The 20,549-nt window shown below is 37.8% G+C and carries 19 protein-coding genes; all 19 read right to left on the bottom strand.

Annotation, left to right across the window (positions count from 1 at the left end):
• Window position 1: 1 nt before the first annotated feature.
• Entirely contained in the window at window positions 2-1,603 is a 1,602-nt protein-coding gene (locus tag J2S08_RS18770) for a putative polysaccharide biosynthesis protein (RefSeq protein WP_307232278.1), read from the bottom strand.
• Between the two features lie 453 nt (window positions 1,604-2,056).
• Window positions 2,057-2,593: a stage V sporulation protein T gene (gene spoVT / locus J2S08_RS18775; RefSeq protein WP_307232340.1), complete on the bottom strand. Its 537-nt coding sequence runs from the start codon at window positions 2,591-2,593 to the stop codon at window positions 2,057-2,059.
• A 302-nt stretch (window positions 2,594-2,895) separates the two neighbouring features.
• On the bottom strand, window positions 2,896-6,414 hold the full coding sequence (gene mfd / locus J2S08_RS18780) for a transcription-repair coupling factor (RefSeq protein WP_307232280.1): 3,519 nt from the start codon (window positions 6,412-6,414) through the stop codon (window positions 2,896-2,898).
• A gap of 122 nt (window positions 6,415-6,536) precedes the next feature.
• Window positions 6,537-6,767: an anti-sigma-F factor Fin family protein gene (locus J2S08_RS18785; RefSeq protein ID WP_307232282.1), complete on the bottom strand. Its 231-nt coding sequence runs from the start codon at window positions 6,765-6,767 to the stop codon at window positions 6,537-6,539.
• Between the two features lie 73 nt (window positions 6,768-6,840).
• Window positions 6,841-7,398 (bottom strand): aminoacyl-tRNA hydrolase, encoded by a 558-nt coding sequence (pth, locus tag J2S08_RS18790; protein ID WP_307232284.1) that lies wholly within the window; start codon window positions 7,396-7,398, stop codon window positions 6,841-6,843.
• A gap of 292 nt (window positions 7,399-7,690) precedes the next feature.
• Window positions 7,691-8,305, bottom strand: a complete 615-nt coding sequence (locus J2S08_RS18795; RefSeq protein WP_307232286.1) for a 50S ribosomal protein L25/general stress protein Ctc — start codon at window positions 8,303-8,305, stop codon at window positions 7,691-7,693.
• A gap of 252 nt (window positions 8,306-8,557) precedes the next feature.
• Complete coding sequence (locus J2S08_RS18800; protein ID WP_370875719.1) at window positions 8,558-9,508, bottom strand: ribose-phosphate diphosphokinase; 951 nt, start codon at window positions 9,506-9,508, stop codon at window positions 8,558-8,560.
• A gap of 12 nt (window positions 9,509-9,520) precedes the next feature.
• Window positions 9,521-10,894, bottom strand: a complete 1,374-nt coding sequence (gene glmU / locus J2S08_RS18805) for a bifunctional UDP-N-acetylglucosamine diphosphorylase/glucosamine-1-phosphate N-acetyltransferase GlmU (protein WP_307232288.1) — start codon at window positions 10,892-10,894, stop codon at window positions 9,521-9,523.
• A gap of 272 nt (window positions 10,895-11,166) precedes the next feature.
• Window positions 11,167-11,460: a septation regulator SpoVG gene (gene spoVG / locus J2S08_RS18810; protein ID WP_307232290.1), complete on the bottom strand. Its 294-nt coding sequence runs from the start codon at window positions 11,458-11,460 to the stop codon at window positions 11,167-11,169.
• A 304-nt stretch (window positions 11,461-11,764) separates the two neighbouring features.
• Window positions 11,765-12,139: a RidA family protein gene (locus tag J2S08_RS18815; protein WP_307232292.1), complete on the bottom strand. Its 375-nt coding sequence runs from the start codon at window positions 12,137-12,139 to the stop codon at window positions 11,765-11,767.
• A 46-nt stretch (window positions 12,140-12,185) separates the two neighbouring features.
• A complete protein-coding gene (gene purR, locus J2S08_RS18820; RefSeq protein ID WP_307232294.1) occupies window positions 12,186-13,022 on the bottom strand; it encodes a pur operon repressor in 837 nt (278 codons plus the stop codon).
• 303 nt (window positions 13,023-13,325) lie between these two features.
• Window positions 13,326-14,195, bottom strand: a complete 870-nt coding sequence (gene ispE / locus J2S08_RS18825; protein WP_307232296.1) for a 4-(cytidine 5'-diphospho)-2-C-methyl-D-erythritol kinase — start codon at window positions 14,193-14,195, stop codon at window positions 13,326-13,328.
• 343 nt (window positions 14,196-14,538) lie between these two features.
• Window positions 14,539-14,721, bottom strand: coding sequence for a small, acid-soluble spore protein, alpha/beta type (locus J2S08_RS18830; protein ID WP_307232297.1), 183 nt, complete (start codon window positions 14,719-14,721; stop codon window positions 14,539-14,541).
• Window positions 14,722-14,877: 156 nt separating this feature from the next.
• On the bottom strand, window positions 14,878-15,147 hold the full coding sequence (gene veg, locus J2S08_RS18835; RefSeq protein ID WP_307232299.1) for a biofilm formation stimulator Veg: 270 nt from the start codon (window positions 15,145-15,147) through the stop codon (window positions 14,878-14,880).
• Window positions 15,148-15,522: 375 nt separating this feature from the next.
• The gene (gene yabG / locus J2S08_RS18840) at window positions 15,523-16,401 is read right to left on the bottom strand and encodes a sporulation peptidase YabG (protein ID WP_307232301.1); all 879 of its coding nucleotides are present in this window, start codon (window positions 16,399-16,401) and stop codon (window positions 15,523-15,525) included.
• Window positions 16,402-16,646: 245 nt separating this feature from the next.
• Window positions 16,647-17,537, bottom strand: a complete 891-nt coding sequence (gene rsmA / locus J2S08_RS18845) for a 16S rRNA (adenine(1518)-N(6)/adenine(1519)-N(6))-dimethyltransferase RsmA (RefSeq protein WP_307232304.1) — start codon at window positions 17,535-17,537, stop codon at window positions 16,647-16,649.
• The gene (rnmV, locus tag J2S08_RS18850) at window positions 17,530-18,090 is read right to left on the bottom strand and encodes a ribonuclease M5 (protein WP_307232305.1); all 561 of its coding nucleotides are present in this window, start codon (window positions 18,088-18,090) and stop codon (window positions 17,530-17,532) included. Before rnmV ends, rsmA begins: the two co-directional genes overlap by 8 nt.
• Before the next feature lie 158 nt (window positions 18,091-18,248).
• Window positions 18,249-19,457 (bottom strand): G5 and 3D domain-containing protein, encoded by a 1,209-nt coding sequence (locus tag J2S08_RS18855; RefSeq protein WP_307232307.1) that lies wholly within the window; start codon window positions 19,455-19,457, stop codon window positions 18,249-18,251.
• Window positions 19,458-19,681: 224 nt separating this feature from the next.
• Window positions 19,682-20,449 carry a TatD family hydrolase gene (locus J2S08_RS18860; protein ID WP_307232309.1) on the bottom strand — a complete coding sequence of 256 codons (768 nt, stop codon included), beginning with the start codon at window positions 20,447-20,449 and terminating at the stop codon, window positions 19,682-19,684.
• Window positions 20,450-20,549: the final 100 nt, after the last annotated feature.

The raw sequence follows: 20,549 nt of genomic DNA on the forward strand, positions 1-20,549 counted from the left end.
GCTATTTTCTCAAGACCAAAAGCAATTTACCCAAAAAAGGAATATATTCCAATTCTTTTTCATCTAATAGCTGTTTTCTAATCACAATGACAAAATAGCAAAATCCACCTACAAGCACCGCTGTAAGCGCCACGCTTGTATTTACAAGTCTGCCAGAGCCTGGCGCAAAAATCATCATCCATAGCTGGAGAACAATTGACATTGCTGTCAAAGACAGTAAAAGATGGGGGTAGAATCTTTTTGGCAACAAAGGTTTTGTCAGCCTTTTTTTTAGTTGTCTCATCAATAGAAACGCGATTACTCCAAGACTACATACAGAAGCAAAAGAAGCCCCCATCGTTCCAAACAACGGAATAAGTAAATGATTTCCAAAAAACTTTATAACTAAACCAATTCCAATATATCGCACTGGTTTGTAAATCGACCCCAAGCCTTGAAGAACGGCAGCGCTTGTTAATATGATAGAGCAAAAAAAGATTGCGAAAACAAAGATAGCAATAACAGACGACCCTTTATCATTCTCAAAAAGCATAACATTCACTGGCGATATAATATTCATTAATCCGACCGCTGCTCCTGCCCCAACAATGATACTTATTTTTATTGTGGTTTGTATGTATCCATGCAATACATCCATCTGTCCTTTTTTTGCAGCAGCAGTAACCATTGGTACAAGTGTCCATGATAGTGATGTTGCGAAGACAATGCCCAACTGAACCAACGGTTGTCCACGATCATAGACCCCCTTTAGTTCCTTTGCCAGCTGGCCATCTATTCCTGAAGATACTAGTGTTGCATATAAGTTCAGTGAGTCTATAAGTTGCAGCAATACAAGAAGCATACTGCTCATACAAATTGCTGTTCCTTGAAAAATGATTGTTATCGCGACTTTTTTGAATATTTTCCAATCAACAACCTTAAATTCCAACAAGTCGCGCTGTCTGAACAGTACAAACAAAAACAAAACGATTAGTGCGGCTAAACTCCCTGCTACTGAACCAAGCAGTGCTCCAATTCCTGTATCATAGAGGGAATAGCCATTAGAAATAAGGAAATAGGATAGAACTAAAATTGAAATAACGCGTATTGTTTGTTCACTAACTTGCGATACTGCGGTTGGCAGCATCTCTCCTTTTCCTTGAAAAAAACCTCTCCAAACAGATAATAATGGCAAAAATAAAAAAACGAAAGAAACCATTTTGATCAGTGGAGATAAAAGGGGATCTCCCATCCATTCTGCCACTTTAGGAGCCCCGAAATAAAAGCCTGCAAATAATAAAAAGCCTAATCCGAAAAGAACCTGGTAAGCTGCTTGTATGACTTTTTTTACTTCACTTTCTTTCTGTAATTCAGCTGCTTCAGCAAGCATTTTAGATATCATTACTGGAAAACCAGAAATCGATAAGGCAATGGCAATACCATAAATCGGATAAACTTGTTGATAAATATAAAAGCCAGTATCACCAACAATATTTTGAAAAGGAACCCGATATACAGCACTTAAAACTTTCGTTGCAACCGCAGCGACAGTTAATATAAAAGCTCCCTGCATCAGCTTTTTTGTCTCATGCTCCGACAAACGTCCTCTCGCCTTTCCTTTCAATTACTTCGCTCGTAAAAGAATCATTTTAAAAGATCTTACATATATCCCTTCCCTTTCATTGTTAGGAAGGGAAAGGTATTTATCCCACATCTAACTGGCAAGTCAAGACCCCACCTTGAGGAGTAAGAGGAATCAGAAGCGCTAGGTGGGGGATAACTGAAAGTCAAATTTCCGATAGGTTCGGGCCGACAGGATAAGGAAAGCTTCTTGAATAAACATCGCACAAAGAAAAGCGGTTTCCTTTTCGAGGACGCCTGCGATCCTAGCTTTTGTCTAATTAAGAGAAAACCCCCACTAATAAAGTTTCACTTTATCCTCAAGCGTATGTACTTTTTGTATTATAGCATATTCGCTGCTGTAGCCCGTTATCATCAACAAAAGAAAAAAGCCACTCAAACGATACCTTGAGTGGCTAAGCAGCAATGTCTAGCATCTTTCCATCAGGATAATCAATTAAGATTCCATTTGCCTTGCAAGAAAACTTGCTGCAGTTTCTGCTGATTTTGCTTCAATTTCACCTATTTTACTTTCTTTAGAAAATACAATAACAGCTCCAATTGGATCTCCACTTGCAATAATAGGGGAGATTACATAGGAAGCCAATTCTTCACGATAATGATCGACTAGATAGACTTCTCCTCCCTCAGTTACTAAGGAAGTATTTCTGTTTTCCATTGTTGACTCTACCATTTCGCTAATACTTTTATTGAGATATTCTTTTTTTGATACTCCTGCAACGGCGATAATGGTATCACGATCACTAATAAGAATAGGATTGCCTAAACTGTCAAATAAAGCTTCTGCGTATTCCTTTGCAAAATCACCGAGCTCACTAATTGGAGAATATTTTTTTAAAATCACTTCCCCATCTCTATCAACAAATATCTCTAGTGGATCTCCTTCTCGGATTCGTAAAGTCCTTCGAATTTCTTTTGGAATAACCACCCTTCCTAAGTCATCAATACGACGAACAATTCCAGTTGCTTTCATCTTATGCTGCCTCTCTTTCATCAGATGATTAATGAACATTATTTCTTTTGTCAACGAAAATACAACCATTACCATCGTTGACAATTAGTATCTTTCATCTGAGCAGTTCTATACACATTTTTTATAAAACCATCTTTTTAAAAAAGACACAGTGAAAAAGAACTGTTCATTCAAGGTTCAATGATGAAAACAAAAAAGACAAATATTGAAACGAATGAAGGTGGTTTAATTCCCAACATTTACTTTTTAAATACATGACTGAAGGTGTAAAAATGGCTACAAAACGACATCATCCATCGAAGCTACTTTTTGGCTTTTGGCAAATCTTTGATCATGTTATAAGCGATTAAAAACCACTCGTCCGTAGCAAGGCTGCGGATATTTAAAGAAATTTTTAGCTTGGCTCCTTCCATACCAAGACCAACCAATTTTCCGCCGTGCTGATTGCAAATTTGAAACACTTTTTGTCCATCGATCAACTGACTGCCTTCTTCACTCATCATAATAATGATTTGATCTTTTGTTTGCTTTATCATTTCCAACAATAATTCGCGCGCATAGATTTTCATTTCAGCAACCATGAATAAGTAGTTCACCTGTTCAGGATAATCTCCAAAGCGATCAACCATTTCGTCTTGCAGCTCCGTTAGTTCACGAAGTGTTTTGATCGCTCGAAAGCGTTTATATATTTCAATTTTTTGTTGGCCATCTTTTATATATACATCAGGTATATAGGCATCTATTTCCAGTTCCACTTCGAAAGTAGGCAGTTTCTTTTCAGATATGCTGCCTTTTCTTTCTTCAATAGCATCTTTTAGCATTTGCGAGTATAAATCAAAACCGACTGAATCAATAAATCCATGCTGTTGTGCTCCTAGAATATTTCCTGCACCACGAATTGACAAATCACGCATCGCAATTTTAAATCCTGAACCTAGTTCCGTAAATTCTTTAATCGCTTGCAGTCGCTTTTCAGCCACTTCTGTTAGCACCTTGTCTTTACGATACGTAAAATATGCATAAGCAACACGATTTGAACGGCCTACTCTTCCACGCAGTTGATATAATTGGGAAAGTCCCATTTTATCAGCATCATGTACAATTAATGTGTTTACATTCGGAATGTCAACACCAGTTTCGATAATCGTTGTCGTTACTAGCACATCAAATTCACCTTCTAAGAAACTGAAAATAACCGATTCTAATTCTGTTTCTGACATTTGGCCATGTGCATAAGCAACACGAGCATCGGGAACAAGCATTGAAATTTCCTCTGTCTTTCTTTCAATATCCTCCACACGGTTATATAAATAATAAATTTGTCCATGACGAACTAATTCTCGTTCAATTGCTTCCTTGACGAGGATATTGTTTAGTTCCATTACATATGTTTGTACTGGGAATCGATTCTCAGGAGGCGTTTCGATTACCGATAAATCGCGAACCCCTAGCATTGACATATGCAAGGTTCTTGGAATCGGCGTTGCTGTCAACGTTAATACGTCGACATTCGTCTTCATCTGCTTAATTTTCTCTTTATGAGTGACTCCGAAACGCTGCTCCTCATCAATAATAAGCAATCCTAAATCATGAAAACGGACATCTTTTGATAAAATTCGATGGGTGCCAATCACAATATCGATTGTCCCGTTAAGCACCCCTTTTTTCGTCTCTGTCTGCTGTTTCCGTGTTCGAAAACGACTTAACAAGCCAATTTTAATTGGATAATCTTGAAAACGTTCCTTAATAGTTTCATAATGCTGCTGGGCTAGTATCGTTGTTGGCACTAATAGGGCAACCTGTTTGCCATCCATTATTGCTTTAAAGGCTGCTCTAATCGCAACCTCTGTTTTCCCGTAGCCAACATCTCCACAAAGCAAGCGATCCATTGGTCTTTCTTTTTCCATATCATGTTTAATTTCTACGATAGACCGTAGCTGATCTTCTGTCTCTTTGTATGGGAAGGTAGACTCAAATTCACGCTGCAAATCGCCATCTGGAGAAAAAGCAAAGCCTTTTGAAGCCTCTCTTTCCGCATAAAGTTTTATTAAGTCGTCAGCAATGTCTTGTACAGATGTCTCTACTTTTTTCTTGACTCGCTTCCATTCGCTGCCACCGAGCTTATATATTTTAGGATCTTTGCTTTCGGAGCCAACATACTTTTGTACGAGATCGATTTGTTCAACCGGAACATACAACTTGTCGTTCCCTTGATATTTCAAATGAAGATAATCCTTGTGAACACCATTTATCACAAGGGTTTCAATACCTAAGTATTTTCCAATCCCATGGTTTACATGGACGACATGATCGCCGATTTTAAGTTCTGAATAGTTTTTAATTCTTTCTGCATTAGAAAGTTTTGCTGAACGCCTTGGTTTTTTTGTTGGTTTTTTAAATATCTCTTCTTCCGTAATGACCACTAATTTAACACTAGGCAATTCAAAACCACTATTTAATTGCCCATAAATAATTTGCGTTTTTCCTGGCAATAGTTTGTTTTGCGCTTCCAAAACAACTGTTTCAATGTCATCTTCAATCAACATTCGCTTCAGCTTTTCTGCTCTTTTTTCATCCGTTGCTAAGAAGACGACTGCATAATTTCCTTTATGCCATCGGGATACTTCTGTTTTTAATAATGACATCTGCCCATGAAACTGCTGCATCTGTTTACAAGACAGACTGCATATATTTTGTGGGCTCGTATTTGGTATATGTTTTAAAAATAAAGACAAATAAATATGTGAAAGCGGAGAAGCGCTAAGCAGCTTCGGCAACGAATGGGCTAATGTTAGATCGTGAACGATTTTTCCTTCTTCTAAAAGTGCCGTATACCACTCCGCTTCTTCTTGCTCCAATCTTTCACTCATTTCTTGAATTCGTGAAAATTCATCAAACACAAAAAGACTGCCGCTAGGAACATAATCTAGCAAACTTGCAGGGTATGAATAGGCGAGCGATAAATACTTAAAAATATGCTCAGGCTTTTGGCCTTGTTGAAGCTTCTCAATTTCCTCGCCAATATACTGTGTCATTAATTCTTTCGTTTTTTGTTTTTTTATCTTTTTTAGACTATGTGACAAACCTTTTTCTAACTCTTCAGATAATCTAATTAACTGTGCTGTATCTATTAATGATTCTGTAGCTGGTCCAATTAATACCTCATCAAGCTTTTGAACAGAGAGCTGATTCTCTATTGAAAATTTCCGAATAGAGTCAATTTCAGCATCAAATAACTCAATTCTGATTGGGTCTGTTTCTGTTAACGGATAAATATCGATAATTCCGCCTCTTAAACTAAATTGCCCTGGCCCCTCTACCATTTCGACACGATGATACCCCATTCTAACAAACTGGTGCAAAGTGAGATCCAATTCAATCTCAGTTCCTACTTTGAACATAAGCTGATGGCGGGTCCATTCATCAGGAGGCGGAAGTAGTTTTCTCAATCCAGCGATAGGAGCGATGATCACGCCTGGTTTTTTGGAAATCATAAAATTGAGGGTTTCAATCCGCTGTCCTCGAAGCTCTGGACTGGCAATACTAATCTCTGTAGCAATCAGTTCATCCGCAGGATATAAATATAAACGATCTTGTTTTATAAATGGCAATAAATCTTCATATAGTTTTTGTGCTTGTAAAAGATTATGGGTGACAATCACTGTTTGTTTTTTTGATTCTTCAAATAGTGAAGCTATAAAAACTGCTCTAGCTGAACCTGACAACCCTGTCACTAATTGTTCCTTTAAGTTTTCTTTTACTCCAGCAATAACTGATTGAATTTCATCCTGTTGCAGCATCAGCTGCTGTAATCCTTTCAACCGAAAACCCTCCCTTTAAAACGAAACACAGTAAAGCTTCTAGCTATCTTTCTTACTCCTTCACGTTAGGTATGTGTGGAATAAAAAATAGAAAAATGCTTTGGATTTCAATTCCAAAGCTGTTAATGGATAAAATAATCATATTGATGTAAATCTGGATTGCGATTCAATGCTTCATGACAGTCTTCACAAATAGTCTTAATGGTTACATGTCCATCTGCTTCATAGCGAATCATGTCTCTTCTTTCCTCTTCTGTCAATGTATGAAGTCCTATATCCTCAGAATGGATAAGTACATCGTTAATGGCACCGATTTCAACACCGCAATGACGACAATGATAGTGGATTGCCATGTGGCAAAAGCCCCTTTCTAGTCTGTTCTTCTTTATAGTATGAACGATTTGAAAAGGAGTTATTCATCATTGATTAATTAAACTGATTCATTACTTCAATAAATGACATTTCTAACCATTTTTCACAGCTATCTGCACATCTGCTTATGACTTCTTCCATTATTTTTTGTTCTTCCTTGGAAAATGTACTTAACACATAATTAGATACACTTATGTCTGGTTCTGGACGATCGATGCCAACTCGAATGCGCTTGAATTCTTGGGTGCCAAGATGTGCGATCGTTGACTTGATGCCATTGTGCCCCCCAGCACTCCCTTTTTGCCGCAGCCGGATTTTCCCAACAGGCAAATCAAGGTCATCATATATAACGAGCAAATGATCAATAGGAACATCGTAATAACGCATCATTGCTTGAATGCTTTCCCCAGACAAATTCATATATGTTAAGGGCTTTAGCAATATCAGTTTTTCGTTGCCATGATGAACAATAGCATACATTCCGTTAAATTTAGAGTGCCGCAGCGGCGTTTGAAGCCGATGCGCTAATTCATCGATTACTTTAAAACCAATATTGTGCCTAGTTTGTTCATATTGAGGACCAGGGTTTCCCAAACCCACGATTAACTTCAATTCACAACACTCCATTTTCTTTAAATGTGTGTTCAAAAAAGCCATGGAATACGAGCGTGATCAGGCAAAGCGGCATTGCTTGTTTAAACACGCAAGTCTGTACCGTAGATTCTCAATACTTTTTGAACGATTTCTTTCAAATTTTAAAGTAGTCTGTCAAGAACTGTTACATATTATCCCTTATTATACATGAAACAAATCTTATACAACAAGTTGTTTCCATTTTAATGGATTTCACGTCCAAAAGACGCAACCTTCTATTTTTGATGGCTGCGCCCTTCTTTATCTATACTTAACTTTCTTTTTCTCCTTCGCCAGTTGCTTCCGGCTCTTTCGCCTCTTCATCATCTGCTTCTTCTACTCGCGGTGCTAGGACTGAAGCAATTGTTTCATTTTCATCATGATTAATCGTGTATGTGCCATCATTTTTAATGTCACCTACAGATAAGGAGTCGCCAATTTGAAGCGTTGATATATCTAAGCTAATAAATTCAGGAATTTTATCTGGCTTTGCCAATACCGATAATTCAAAGAGCGGCTGTTGTAAAACTCCACCAGATTTAACCCCTTCTGCTTCTCCAACTAATTCAACACGTACACTTGCTTCGATTTCTTGGGACATATCGACAGCGATAAAGTCAATATGAGTAATTTTATTTTGCAATGTATCTTCTTGATATTCGTTTAACAGCACATTTTGCTTTTCTCCGTCTATCTGAAGTGATATAACACCATTTCTTCCCACTTCTCGTATCGTTTTAATAAAATCACGTTCATCGACCGCAATCGGCGTATTTTCAGTTTTAAAGCCATAGACAACTGCAGGGATTTTCCCTGTTTTTCTAAGTTGGTTTATTTCTGATTTCTTTTTACTCTTTCTGCTTTTTGCCTCAAGTATTGTGACCATTACAATTCATTCCCTTTCATTTATTTTGCGCTTAACTTCGAAATATCAGATAGAAAGCGACTCTACCTGATGAAAAATCCGCTTAAAGATGCCAAAGTCTGATTCACTTTTGAGTAAAGTTCCAGCTAAAGACAAAAATCCGGAAAAAATACCAAAGTACAAGCAAGGAAATATTGCACTGTTCTTCACATACAAAAACCAAATTTTTCATTTGTTGCTTACTTATTATTTAATCATACATTATACACAATATCAAAATAACGTACTAACGGACTTATTTTCGTGTACTCGAATAATAGCTTCAGCAATTAGTGATGCAACAGACAGCTCCACTATTTTATCAATTTGCTTTTCTTCTGGGAGAACAATCGAGTTCGTCACCACAAGCTCCTTAATAGCTGAATGGGTAATACGTTCAATCGCCGGACCTGATAATACTGGATGTGTACAGCTTGCATATACCTCTTTTGCCCCACTTTCAATAAGAGCATTGGCTGCTAAAGTAATGGTTCCAGCTGTGTCAATAATATCATCAATCAAAATTGCAATTTTGCCTTCCACAGTTCCAACAATATTCATCACTTCAGCGACATTTGGCTTTGGACGGCGTTTATCAATAATCGCAATTGGAGCTTTCAATATTTCTGCCATTCTACGAGCACGTGTTACCCCGCCATGGTCTGGAGAAACAATGACAACATCATCATTGAAATCTTTTGTTTTAAAATAATTGGATAAAATCGGTACACCCATCAAATGATCGATTGGAATATCAAAAAACCCTTGAATTTGCGGCGCATGTAAATCCAATGTGATGACACGAGTCGCTCCAGCCGTTTCTAAAAGATTTGCAACTAATTTTGCTGTAATTGGCTCGCGTGCACGTGCTTTTCTGTCTTGACGAGCGTATCCATAATAAGGCATTACAATGTTAATTGTTTTGGCTGAGGCCCGTTTTAGCGCATCAACCATAATGAGCAGCTCCATCAAGTTTTCGTTCACTGGTGAACTTGTTGATTGTATAACAAAGACATCACAACCGCGAATACTCTCCTCGATGTTAATTTGAATCTCACCATCGCTAAAACGAGTAACAGATGATTTGCCAAGTTCAACTCCAACCCCGTTTGCAATTTCCTCTGCTAATTGACGGTTTGAACTCAATGTAAAAATTTTAAGATTTGGGTCAAGATACTTTGACATGATGCCCTCCAATTATTTTTTAAAATTTAATTTCTGTACATATCCTTCTTTATTTATTTGTTTTGCTCGCGCAATGGATAATGCCTCACCCGGCACATCGTTCGTAATAGTGGAACCAGCAGCAACAAAAGCGCCTTTTCCTATTGTGACAGGAGAAACCAGATTAGAATTGCAGCCTATGAAAGCTTCATCTTCAATTTTTGTTAAGTATTTATTTTTCCCATCATAGTTAACGGTAATACTTCCACAGCCGATATTAACACCTGATCCTACCTCTGCATCACCAATATAGCTCAAATGCGGAGCTTTACTTCCACGTCCAAAGGATACTTTCTTCATTTCTACAAAATTACCAATTTTTGCATCGTCTGCAATCTCCGATAAAGGACGTATATGGGAAAATGGCCCGATTTGAACATGAGATCCTATCGCACTATCTGCAGCGACTGATTGACGAATAGTTGTATCATTTCCGACGTGACAATTCTTTATTTCTGTGTTTGGTCCAATATGACAGTTCTGACCGATGGTGACGTTTCCAGCCAACATGACACCTGGTTCTATCACGGTGTCCTGCCCAATTACCACATCACTGCCAATATATGTATGTTCAGGATCCCTTATTGTAACGCCGTTTTTCATATGAAACTCATTGATTCTTCTTTGTAATATTTTTTCTGCTGCTGCTAACTGAACCCGATCATTTACACCGAGTGATTGCTCAAAATCATCTGTTTGATAAGCAGCAATGACAGATCCTTTCGCTTTTAAAATGCCAATGGCATCCGGCAAATAATATTCACCTTGGGTGTTATGGTTGGATACTTTATCCAATACAGAAAAAAGTGCCTTATTGTCAAAACAGTATATGCCTGTGTTAATTTCCTTTACTTCTCTTTCTTCCTGTGTGGCATCCTTATGTTCTACAATTCGTTCAATATGGCCAGCGTCGTCTCGAATGATTCTCCCATAACCAGTCGGGTTGGCAACATACGCAGTCAAAATCGTCGCTTTTGCACCTTGGTTTTCATGATGCTTCATCAGTGCTTCAATTGTTTCTGCTTTGATAAGCGGCGTATCGCCACAAACAACAACGGTCGTTCCGTCCTCATCTTTAAGCAGTGGTTTTGCTTGTATAACAGCATGGGCAGTGCCAAGTTGCTCCTCTTGAAGAACAAATAGACATTTGCCTTCTAATTGAAGCTTCACCTCCTCAGCACCATGTCCAACAATCGTTACAATTTTATCCATTCCAAGTTGAGAGACTTGGTCTGTTACATGTTCAACCATTGGTTTGCCGCATATAGCATGAAGCACTTTATGCAGCTTCGATTTCATACGCGTTCCTTGTCCAGCAGCAAGTATAACTGCGAATCGTTTTTTCATATATGGTCCCCCATAATCATTTTTGTCCACTATGAATATATCTTAATTTATGGTTTTTTTCAAGAAAGGGTGGATTTACTATGATTAGTATGGCAAGTATTCTTTTCCTTCATCTAGTCAAGTTTTGCCGAGATTTCATTGGCATTTCGCATCGTTCTCCCATTATTTTATATGATATATAATAATTACCCAAAACAGGTTATTTTGTGAAAGTAAGCGCACTCATAAAAAAGAGCCTTACGAAATATGTAGGCTCTTGTTGCAATATTTAATTAAGAAGCTCCAGCTTCCTCTAATTCTAATTCATCCATCTCTCCTAGGCGATGGTATTCTGCTAATACAGCTTCTTGAATTTTACTGCGTGTACTAGAATTGATTGGATGAGCAATATCACGGAATTCACCGTCTGGCGTACGTTTACTTGGCATCGCTACAAATAATCCATTATTCCCATCAATTACACGAATATCGTGTACAACAAATTCTTCATCCATCGTAATCGACGCTATTGCTCTCATTCTTCCTTCTGTATTTACACGACGTAATCTTACATCTGTTACTTCCATGTTCTGTTCACCACCTTTTCCCTTTTAAAGAATCTAGTTTAAGTATTCAACAGATTTTAGAAATTTCCTGCTATAATTCCGAAATTTTTTGAAAAGTTTCCAGTAATTTTATAAAAATGGAATTGGTGGATATCATTTATGCCATTAATGGAGAATATAAACCAATAAAAATGTTGTTTCATTTTTAAAAAGTGCTTGCCGACATTTTAAGCAAAAGATGCAAGCACTTAGGAAGATAAAAAAATATCGGTCATTTCCAAAATGGCAGTTTTCAAGAGCAACAGATAGCACTTACATCAGCTGCTTATTTTACGAGTGCAATAACTTCTATTTCCACTAGCACATCTTTAGGAAGCCTTGCTACTTCAACAGTCGAACGCGCAGGCTTATGTGAAGAAAAATATTCCCCATATACATCATTAATAATCCCAAAATCATTCATATTCTTAATAAATACCGTTGCTTTTACGACTGTTTCTAATGAAGCGCCAGCTTCTTTCAATACCGCCTGCAAGTTTTTAAAAACTTGATGCGTTTGTTCCTTAACGCCTCCTGAAACAACTTCTCCATCAACTGTCAAAGGAATTTGTCCAGAACTGTAAAACATATTATTAACGACGATCCCTTGTGAATATGGTCCAATGGCAGCCGGTGCTTGATTCGTTGCTACTACTTTCATTTCCCATTCCTCCCCTTTCACTTACCGTGTGCGGCATCCAAAAGCTTTAAGAGCATTCACTTTGTTTTTTTGTAAAATAATTGCCTGCCACTACATTGATTTTTTTCTCTTTTACATCAACGTCTGTTAGTTTTACTAAAGAAACATATTCGTCAATTAATCGTTCCTCTGGGTATTCAGATTCTACTAATACGCCAATACCAGCTACAAAAGCTTGAAATTCATCCAGCAAATTAATCATTCCTGTTATCGTTCCGCCCGCTTTCATAAAATCATCCACAATTAATACTTTTGCATTCTCCTGCAAGCTCCGCTTTGAGAGGGCCATTGTTTGAATACGCTTTGATGATCCTGACACATAATTTATGCTTACTGTTGAACCTTCTGTTACTTTACTATCGCTTCTTACAATAACAAATGGCACGTTTAAATGTGAAGCTACTGCTTGGGCGATTGGAATTCCTTTTGTAGCCATTGTCATAATAAGATCTATTTTTTTCTTAGCAAATGCAGAAGCTAGCATCTTGCCAACCTCATTCAAAATTGCCGGCTGTCCGAGCAAATCTGTTAAATACAAGTAGCCTCCCGGCAGCAAACGGCTTGGATCTGCTATGATCTGGCAAAGATTATCCACAAATTCTCTAGCCTCTTGTTCACTGACCATCGATAGATACATGACTCCGCCAGCTGCACCAGAAACAGTTTGTAGTGTACCTACCCCGCGCTGTTCGAATGTTGTTTTAATAATAACAAGATCTTCACTAATGGACGATTTCGCCGCACGATAGCGTTCAGAAAAGAAGGTTAATGGCACTAGTTTTCTTGGATGCTCCATTAAATAATGAGTCATATCGATCAGTCGCTCACTACGACGAAACTTCATGGCACAACCCTCCTGTTAGTGAATTCGTTTATGCTAAACACTCACTCTCCACCTTGATGAAAAAATCCACTTCTAGAAAGAAGGAATCTAAACGCTTGTACACAATTAAAACGAAATCACAGCCTTCAAAAGTGCTGTCCCTTACATTCAATAATCTCGGGAGCAATCGAATTCTATTGATGCTTCGCTTGAAGTCAGGTCTTCTCTCTATTAGATGTGGAATAAGTAAATGATCAATCGTACTTGATCATCATTAGCTAAAAAAACGAATGTATATTGTTAATATACCAGTAATGTACGGATTTAAACAAGCGCTTTTTCATCTCCAAGCATACGAACAGCATAAACCTGCTCACAAAATCCTCTAAGTCCATTATAGATTCGTTGGACACGTGATTCGTATTGCACAAGTCCAAATACAGTAGGGCCGCTTCCGCTCATTAAAACGGCATCAGCTCCAAAACGTTTCATTTGATCTTTAATTTGCTGAACTTGTGGGTACATGCCTAATGTAACCATTTCAAGTGCATTACCAACATGTGAACAAATTTTTTTAAAATCTTGTTGATACAATGATTCGACCATCGCTTTTGTGTCTGGATGGTCGATCGTATGCAATTGCAGCTGCTTATATATATCAGCAGTGGAAACCCCGATTGCTGGTTTTGCGAGAATAACCCAGCAATTAGGCGGCGATGGCAATTTTGTAATAATCTCTCCGCGACCGGTTGCTAATGCTGTCCCGCCATGAACACAAAAAGCAACATCTGAGCCGATTTCTGCTCCTAGTTCAGCTAGTTTGCTTAGAGGAAGATTTAAATTCCACAATTTGTTCAATCCCCGAAGAGTCGCTGCAGCGTCACTGCTGCCTCCAGCCAAGCCAGCGGCAACTGGAATCATTTTATCAATCGATATCGCAACACCTTTGGAAATATGATACTTCTCTTTTAACAATTTTGCTGCCTTGAATGCCAAATTTCTATGATCGTCTGGAACATAGCGGCTTTGTGATAAAATCTTAATTCGATTTTCCGGCAGTTCTGCTAATTCAATACGGTCAGCTAAATCGATTGTAGTCATCACCATTTCCACCTCGTGATAACCGTCTGGCCGTTTATATAAAACATCCAAAGATAGATTGATTTTGGCTGGCGCTTTTACTAACACTGTCACTTCATTCACCTGCTTTTTCGTCTATAAGAGGTTTCCTTAAAAAGTGCGGATCATCTTGTGGCCTCTCATCATACATTACAATAAAATATGTAGTCATGACTGTTCAAATGATTTTGTCCTATTTTACCATAAACCACACTATAGATGGCATATTTTAACGGATGATGCAGAGAAAAGCAATCATAAAGTGTTTTCAGCGGATATAGAAAAAGAGGCTAAACTTAGAGCTTAGCCTCTTTGCGGCATGTATTGTTGTATGTGTGTGCTTTCATCAACACGCAAAGGGTCAAAATCCGACTATTAATCATTACTAATCCAGAGGGTTATACAAAACGGCTTTCGTTCAGCCTTTTTTGTCTGCAAGCTGCTCCTCAGCCATTTCAATAGCTCGTTTTACCATGTTACCAGCATCTCGAGCTTTAATACCGCCCCAGCCTTCTTTCTGAACGACATCATAGAATCCTAATTCTTTTGCAATTTCTTCTTTTAGTCCTTCAGACATGATTCCTCGCCGTCTTCTACTCATCACGAGTCCTCCTTTACATTGCCGCACTTCTTAGTGTATACAAAGAAAGCTGCTTTATCAGCGATTTACGCCTCCAAAAGCACCATTTTGTAGCAATCAGCCCTGGTTTAAATGATCAGCTCGAACGACAATAAAAAAACAGTAAACATATCATGTTTACTGTTGTCCTAAGGCTAAACCTCTTGTTGTATCGTCAAAAAAAATTAATTCAACTGTTTCAGTAAGTACGTCTGCGTAGCTATATGAAACACGTTCAAATGCATTTTCTTCCTGGTCTAATTCTATGACAAAAACCGATGGATAAGTTTCTGCCAAAATCCCAGAACGCTCAATGGTTTTTCTGCGGCCTCCATTGGCTTTTAACATTAATCTTTTACCCAAGTTAGAATCAAGGGATTTTTTAATGCTCGCTAATGTTTTTGGCATTTCGCTCCCACCTCACTAAAATATAGTGTAACACCTTTACATAAAATAGTCAAGTAAATTTATTATTTTATCAATGAATCGATTTGTTTGTCAATGATTTTTCATCTACAAATTGTACTAAAATTCTTTGCTATCTAAATCTTGCCCTAAAAGTTTATTTTTATGTAAGATATTTGCAAGGAATGAGGAGATTCATTAACAAGACAACGATGAAATGTAAAAAAGCAAAAGCCCTATCTAATGCATAAAGGGCTTTTCCATTCTTAACAGTGAAGGCTTATTTAGTCAGCACATAAAGATCTAGACAATGCTAAGAAAATAGCAGAGGTACAAGCGAAGGTTTTTCGATAGCAAAATTAAATAAATAACCTTTCATTAGTTTTCATGAATAAATCGAAAAGGCATTCCCGTTCTCAATACTCCCCTCGTCTCCACTCCGCCCAATCCTTTCTCACCGGTTAATGTATTGCGTAAGACATCCCAAACATTTATTCGTTCCATAAAAGAAGTAAATCCTACTTTGGCTACAATATAAACCGGATCAAGGGCATGAATGTTTACTCTGAGCGGTGAACTAGCAAAATTGGCGCCAGCATGGATCAAAGATTCGAAATGAGATTGGCAAGCACCTGCAAAAATAATTAATTGATCTAAGTGGGGAACTTTTTTCCTTGCTTCTTTTACCGTTTTTAAAAAATCTTTAGAATGTCGATAAGCATTAAGGTCTGACTTTTCTCCTTTTACTTTCGAATACGCATCATGACCTGTAATAACTAGAATATCGGGGCGATATTTTTCAATGAGAGGACCAACTTGATACGGCATTTCTTTTTCGTTGCAATGAATTCCATAAACAGTGACACCAATTTTTTCATATAAAGCAAGACATTTGTTTAAATATGATGGGTCTCCATCTAAATGCAGCACTCTACCCGGGACTTGAAAATAATTATACGCTTGATTATATCCATAAGTAGCTTCATATTCCTGTTTTTCCCTTAACAAAGCAATATCCTGGCTAAATAGTTTATATGACTGTTCCTCTAAATCCCTACATGCACTTGACCTTTTCATTTGTTCTTGATCATCCATGAAAACTAAATCATCTAAAGGTGCGTCAGCTATCAGTCGATAATCTTCCCCATATAAGATCGCTGTTTTCTCGCCGTCTATTTCTTTAATATCAATCACTCGAAATAACAGATCACACTGGTAAGATATCCGACCGACAATTTGATTTTTCTGAACTTCCACAGTCTTTCAACTCCAATAAACAGCAGAATGAGGAGTATGATCAGTAATCTTTCCTTCCCTTATTTCTAAATAAGGCTTTAGCTAATAAACAGCTGCTGCCTAAAGAGAAGGAAATCATAAATACCACGTTATGCTCCTATCTTAGCCTATGCTGTACATTGTAAATAGGTGCTCATTTCATTATACGGATGCACTAGATGGTCATTATTTCTGCTTATTTCATTTATTAGTGAAGAGGGGGCAACCTACAAAGGCTGCTCATGAAATGGGATATAGAGTGCATCACTAAGCCTAGCAAATTCTTCAATAGATAATGTTTCACCTCTTCTTCCCGGATCAATCGCCGCTTTTTCCAACGCATCAAGAATTTCTGTTTTTTTATTTTTGCCGTTAGTTAATTGATTGATTAAATTATTAAATATTGTTTTTCGCCTCTGAGCAAAGGATGCCCTTGTCACTTGGAAGAAAAAAGCCTCGTCTTTTACATTTACGACGGGAAGCTCATGCTTTATTAAACGAACAACCGCGGATTCTACATTTGGCTGAGGCATAAATACAGTTTTTGGAACAGTCATCACTTGCTCCGCTTTCGTATAATATTGAACTGCAATTGATAAAGATCCGTAATCCTTCGTTCCAGGCTGGGCTGAAATCCGATTTGCTACTTCTTTCTGCATCATCACTACCAATCCTCTGAGCGGCAAATTTTCCTCTAACAGTTTCAGTAAAATTGGGGTTGTGACATAATACGGAAGATTGGCAACAACCATCAAATCAGTAATTCCAGAAAAATGATGTTGAATGACATCAAGCACATTTGCTTTTAATATATCTTCGTGGATAATGTGAATATTTTTATATGCTGATAACGTATCTGCCAGTACCGGCAGCAATCTTTGATCGATTTCAAAAGCAACAACCTTTTTGCTTTCTCTAGCTAAATGCTCCGTTAAGGCGCCAATGCCGGGTCCAATTTCGATCACACCGGTTTCCTTCGTTAATCCGGCATATGAAGTTATCTTCAGTAAAATATTAGGATCAATTAAAAAATTTTGTCCTAAACTTTTTTTGAACAAAAATCCATGTTTCTGTAATATTTCTTTTGTTCTTAATGGTGTTGCAATGTCTTTAGCCATCCTGCTCCTCCTGTATAACCTGCTTCCATGCAGATGCAAATGCTTCTTTGCTAATTTGAAAAGCCATTAAGCGTTTATGCAGCTGTTTGCCATTGGTGTAACCAATTTTAAGCAAATTTCCTAATCGTTCTCTCCGCTGCTTTGCATTTTTGCCGCCAATTAATCCAGCAGTGAGCAGATCTTCTTTTGTAATCAGCTCATTGATCTCTTCTTTCATCACATATGCATCCTTCAAAGCGGTACGAATAGCCTCAGGGCTAGCGTGCTCAACACCAATTCCTTTTCCTGATTGATGCCTCGCATCTGTTTTTTTCACAAATGCATGTTTACAGCCTGGTACGCTCTCAGCAATGATTTTGCGTATCTTTTCACCTGGGTAATCAGGATCAGTAAATACAATTACTCCTCTTATCTTCTGGGCAAGGCGAATCCTTTCTATTGTTTCTTCTGAAATTGCAGAACCATTTGTTTCAATTGTGTCCGCATCGATTGCCCTTTTAATCGCAACTGTGTCATCTTTGCCTTCCACTACAACAATTTCTTTTATTTTCATAAAACCTCCGAAAAAAGTGAAACATTTTTGTCATATAAAACGTCTAATATAGTAGATGTTTTAAAAAAGTGATAATGCTGTGTTTCTTTCTTATTATATCTCTTCTTGAGAAAAAATAAAAACAGCAGAGGAATCCCCCCTCTGCTGAAAAAAATAAGCTATTCTATCACTTTTACTTTTACCTTTTTAACGCCCCAGCGATACGCTTGTGTTTTATCCGGAATAAAAACGTCGATTTTATTCCCTTTAATGGCTCCGCCAGTATCACCAGCTACTGCGTAGCCATAACCTTCCACATGCACTTTAGAACCAAGCGGAATAACGCTGGGGTCCACTGCTACAACTTTCAATCCAGGATTTTCTCGAAGATTGATGCCAGTTGCAGTTACACCTGAGCAGCCATTACAGTAAGATGTATAGGCAGTGGAGTCCATGTAAAATTCATTACCTTCTGCTGCAGCATTTGTTGTTGCACCACGTGAAACTTGAGAAACCACTGGCTTTGTTCCTACTGCAACAATCTTATCAGTACTGTCTTTTACTGTCTCCTCTTTTACTAGTTTTCTAGAAACTTCTTGCCCATTTTCTTTTACAATTTCAAACGTATTCTTTTTAATGCCGTTTTCACCTTGTTGAACGACTTTCTCAGTTCCTTGGTCCATCGTGTCTTCTTTCTTCGTGACCACACTAAAGTCAGTCGGTTCTTCTACGACATCGGTAACTTTTTCCACTCTCACGATTTCAACCTTGTCATGAGGCTTTAGTTCATAAGATGACTCAAGGTTAAGTCGATCCAATTCATTAAGCGTTACATCATGCTTTTTTAAAAAGTCAGCGACCGTAGTCGAAGTAGACCAAGTCTCCTCAACTTGTTGTCCATCAACCAGCGTGAGTGGGAAAGCGTATTCTATTGCTATTTTCATATTGTTAGAAATTTCCTCGTCAAGATTAGGAGTAATTTCGTCGTGTTCTCCTACTTTAATTTTTTCCTGCGTTAACAATTCTTGAATCGTCTTTGCCGTTGTCCAAACAGTGCGTTCTTCATTCCCAACAGCCAAATCAACCTGTTTTGCCGGTTCCAATACGACAGACATGCCCTCTTTTACCTTTGTCTTTGCCGCTGGAGATAAATAGTCTTCTGAGCGAGTATCAATATCTAAGGATTTTAATATATCAGCAATTGTTTTTGCATGAGTTTTAATGACTTGTTCTTCACCGTCAATTGTGAGTGCAACAGTTTTTTTAGTCCCCTCATAAGTGACAAAACTAATAGCAGTGATAAGTACTACAAACGTTACGATAACTGCTGCCCATTTGTTTTTACTCATAGACTTGGAAAACAGGCTTTTCATGTTTTTGATTTTCATGAATTGCGCCTCCTTCTTCTCCGAGAGATTATATAGACTATTTTTCTGACTGTCAACCCATTTAGTTTCCGGCAACAACGTAATCACTATTATGCATAAACTCTTGAAAAAAAGAAAGTCTGCCTTCTCGACACAAATATCCTATGAATGAAAAACGCCATGTAGAACTTTTTGGAATTAAAAAAGAATGGACAAGTTTCTAAGTGATTCGATAAGCTTTTTTATCAGTTTATGCCGAATAATTTTTTTGCGTTCCTCGTTGTTTGTAAAGCAACTGTTTCAAAAGGTATTTCTTTTAGCTCAGCAATTTGTTCAGCAACTAGTTTAACATAAGCTGGCTCATTTCTTTTTCCACGATATGGATGGGGAGCCAAATAAGGGCAGTCTGTTTCCACCAGTAAATGTTCAAGTGGAAGCTCCTTTGCTACCTCTTTTGGTTTTTTAGCATTTTTGAATGTGACGGGTCCGCCTAAAGAAATATAAAAATTCATTTTTACACATTCTTTAGCTATTTCAGGGCTGCCGCTAAAGCAATGCATAATGCCGCCAACTTCTTCAGCCTTTTCTTCTTTCAAAACAGTAATGATGTCTTGGGTCGCTTCTCGATTATGAATAACGATCGGCAGCTTCACCTTTTTTGCCAAACGAATTTGCTTTCGGAAAACGTCCATTTGTATTGATTTTGGCGATGTATCCCAATGATAATCTAATCCCATTTCTCCTAGGGCAACAACTTTCCGATGTGCTGCCAACTCTTCCAACCAAATAAGATCCTGATCGGTCATATGGATCGCATCTACTGGATGCCATCCCACACTTGCATAAATAAAATCATAAGTCTCCGCTAATTCCAACGCTTTTGGAATGGTTTTACGATCAAATCCAACAACAAGCATTGTGTCAACGCCATTATCCCGTGCTCTCTCGATTACCTCTTCTACATCTTCGTTAAACTGCTCATCATTCAGATGAACATGCGTATCGAATAACATGTAATAAACTCCTTTTTGTAATAATTTTCGATGTCTCACTATGAACTCACCTAATGAAATCCGCTTGCCTTATTTCAGACGAGATATCCAAATGTATATA

The sequence above is a fragment of the Bacillus chungangensis genome (assembly GCF_030812995.1).
Taxonomy (GTDB): Bacteria; Bacillota; Bacilli; order Bacillales; family Bacillaceae_C; genus Bacillus_CF; species Bacillus_CF chungangensis.

What these genes read in the sequence shown, in the direction of transcription:
- J2S08_RS18795 (WP_307232286.1), bottom strand. Translation starts at nt 8,305, where the DNA reads ATGGTCACAATACTTGAGGCAAAAAGCAGAAAGAGTAAAAAGAAATCA.
- J2S08_RS18785 (WP_307232282.1), bottom strand. Translation starts at nt 6,767, where the DNA reads ATGGCAATCCACTATCATTGTCGTCATTGCGGTGTTGAAATCGGTGCC.
- J2S08_RS18815 (WP_307232292.1), bottom strand. Translation starts at nt 12,139, where the DNA reads ATGAAAGTAGTAGCAACGAATCAAGCACCGGCTGCCATTGGACCATAT.
- glmU (WP_307232288.1), bottom strand. Translation starts at nt 10,894, where the DNA reads ATGAAAAAACGATTCGCAGTTATACTTGCTGCTGGACAAGGAACGCGT.
- spoVT (WP_307232340.1), bottom strand. Translation starts at nt 2,593, where the DNA reads ATGAAAGCAACTGGAATTGTTCGTCGTATTGATGACTTAGGAAGGGTG.
- veg (WP_307232299.1), bottom strand. Translation starts at nt 15,147, where the DNA reads ATGCCAAAAACATTAGCGAGCATTAAAAAATCCCTTGATTCTAACTTG.
- rnmV (WP_307232305.1), bottom strand. Translation starts at nt 18,090, where the DNA reads ATGAAAATAAAAGAAATTGTTGTAGTGGAAGGCAAAGATGACACAGTT.
- purR (WP_307232294.1), bottom strand. Translation starts at nt 13,022, where the DNA reads ATGAAGTTTCGTCGTAGTGAGCGACTGATCGATATGACTCATTATTTA.
- J2S08_RS18855 (WP_307232307.1), bottom strand. Translation starts at nt 19,457, where the DNA reads ATGAAAATCAAAAACATGAAAAGCCTGTTTTCCAAGTCTATGAGTAAA.
- rsmA (WP_307232304.1), bottom strand. Translation starts at nt 17,537, where the DNA reads ATGGCTAAAGACATTGCAACACCATTAAGAACAAAAGAAATATTACAG.
- J2S08_RS18830 (WP_307232297.1), bottom strand. Translation starts at nt 14,721, where the DNA reads ATGAGTAGAAGACGGCGAGGAATCATGTCTGAAGGACTAAAAGAAGAA.
- J2S08_RS18800 (WP_370875719.1), bottom strand. Translation starts at nt 9,508, where the DNA reads ATGTCAAAGTATCTTGACCCAAATCTTAAAATTTTTACATTGAGTTCA.
- spoVG (WP_307232290.1), bottom strand. Translation starts at nt 11,460, where the DNA reads ATGGAAGTAACAGATGTAAGATTACGTCGTGTAAATACAGAAGGAAGA.
- J2S08_RS18860 (WP_307232309.1), bottom strand. Translation starts at nt 20,449, where the DNA reads ATGTTATTCGATACGCATGTTCATCTGAATGATGAGCAGTTTAACGAA.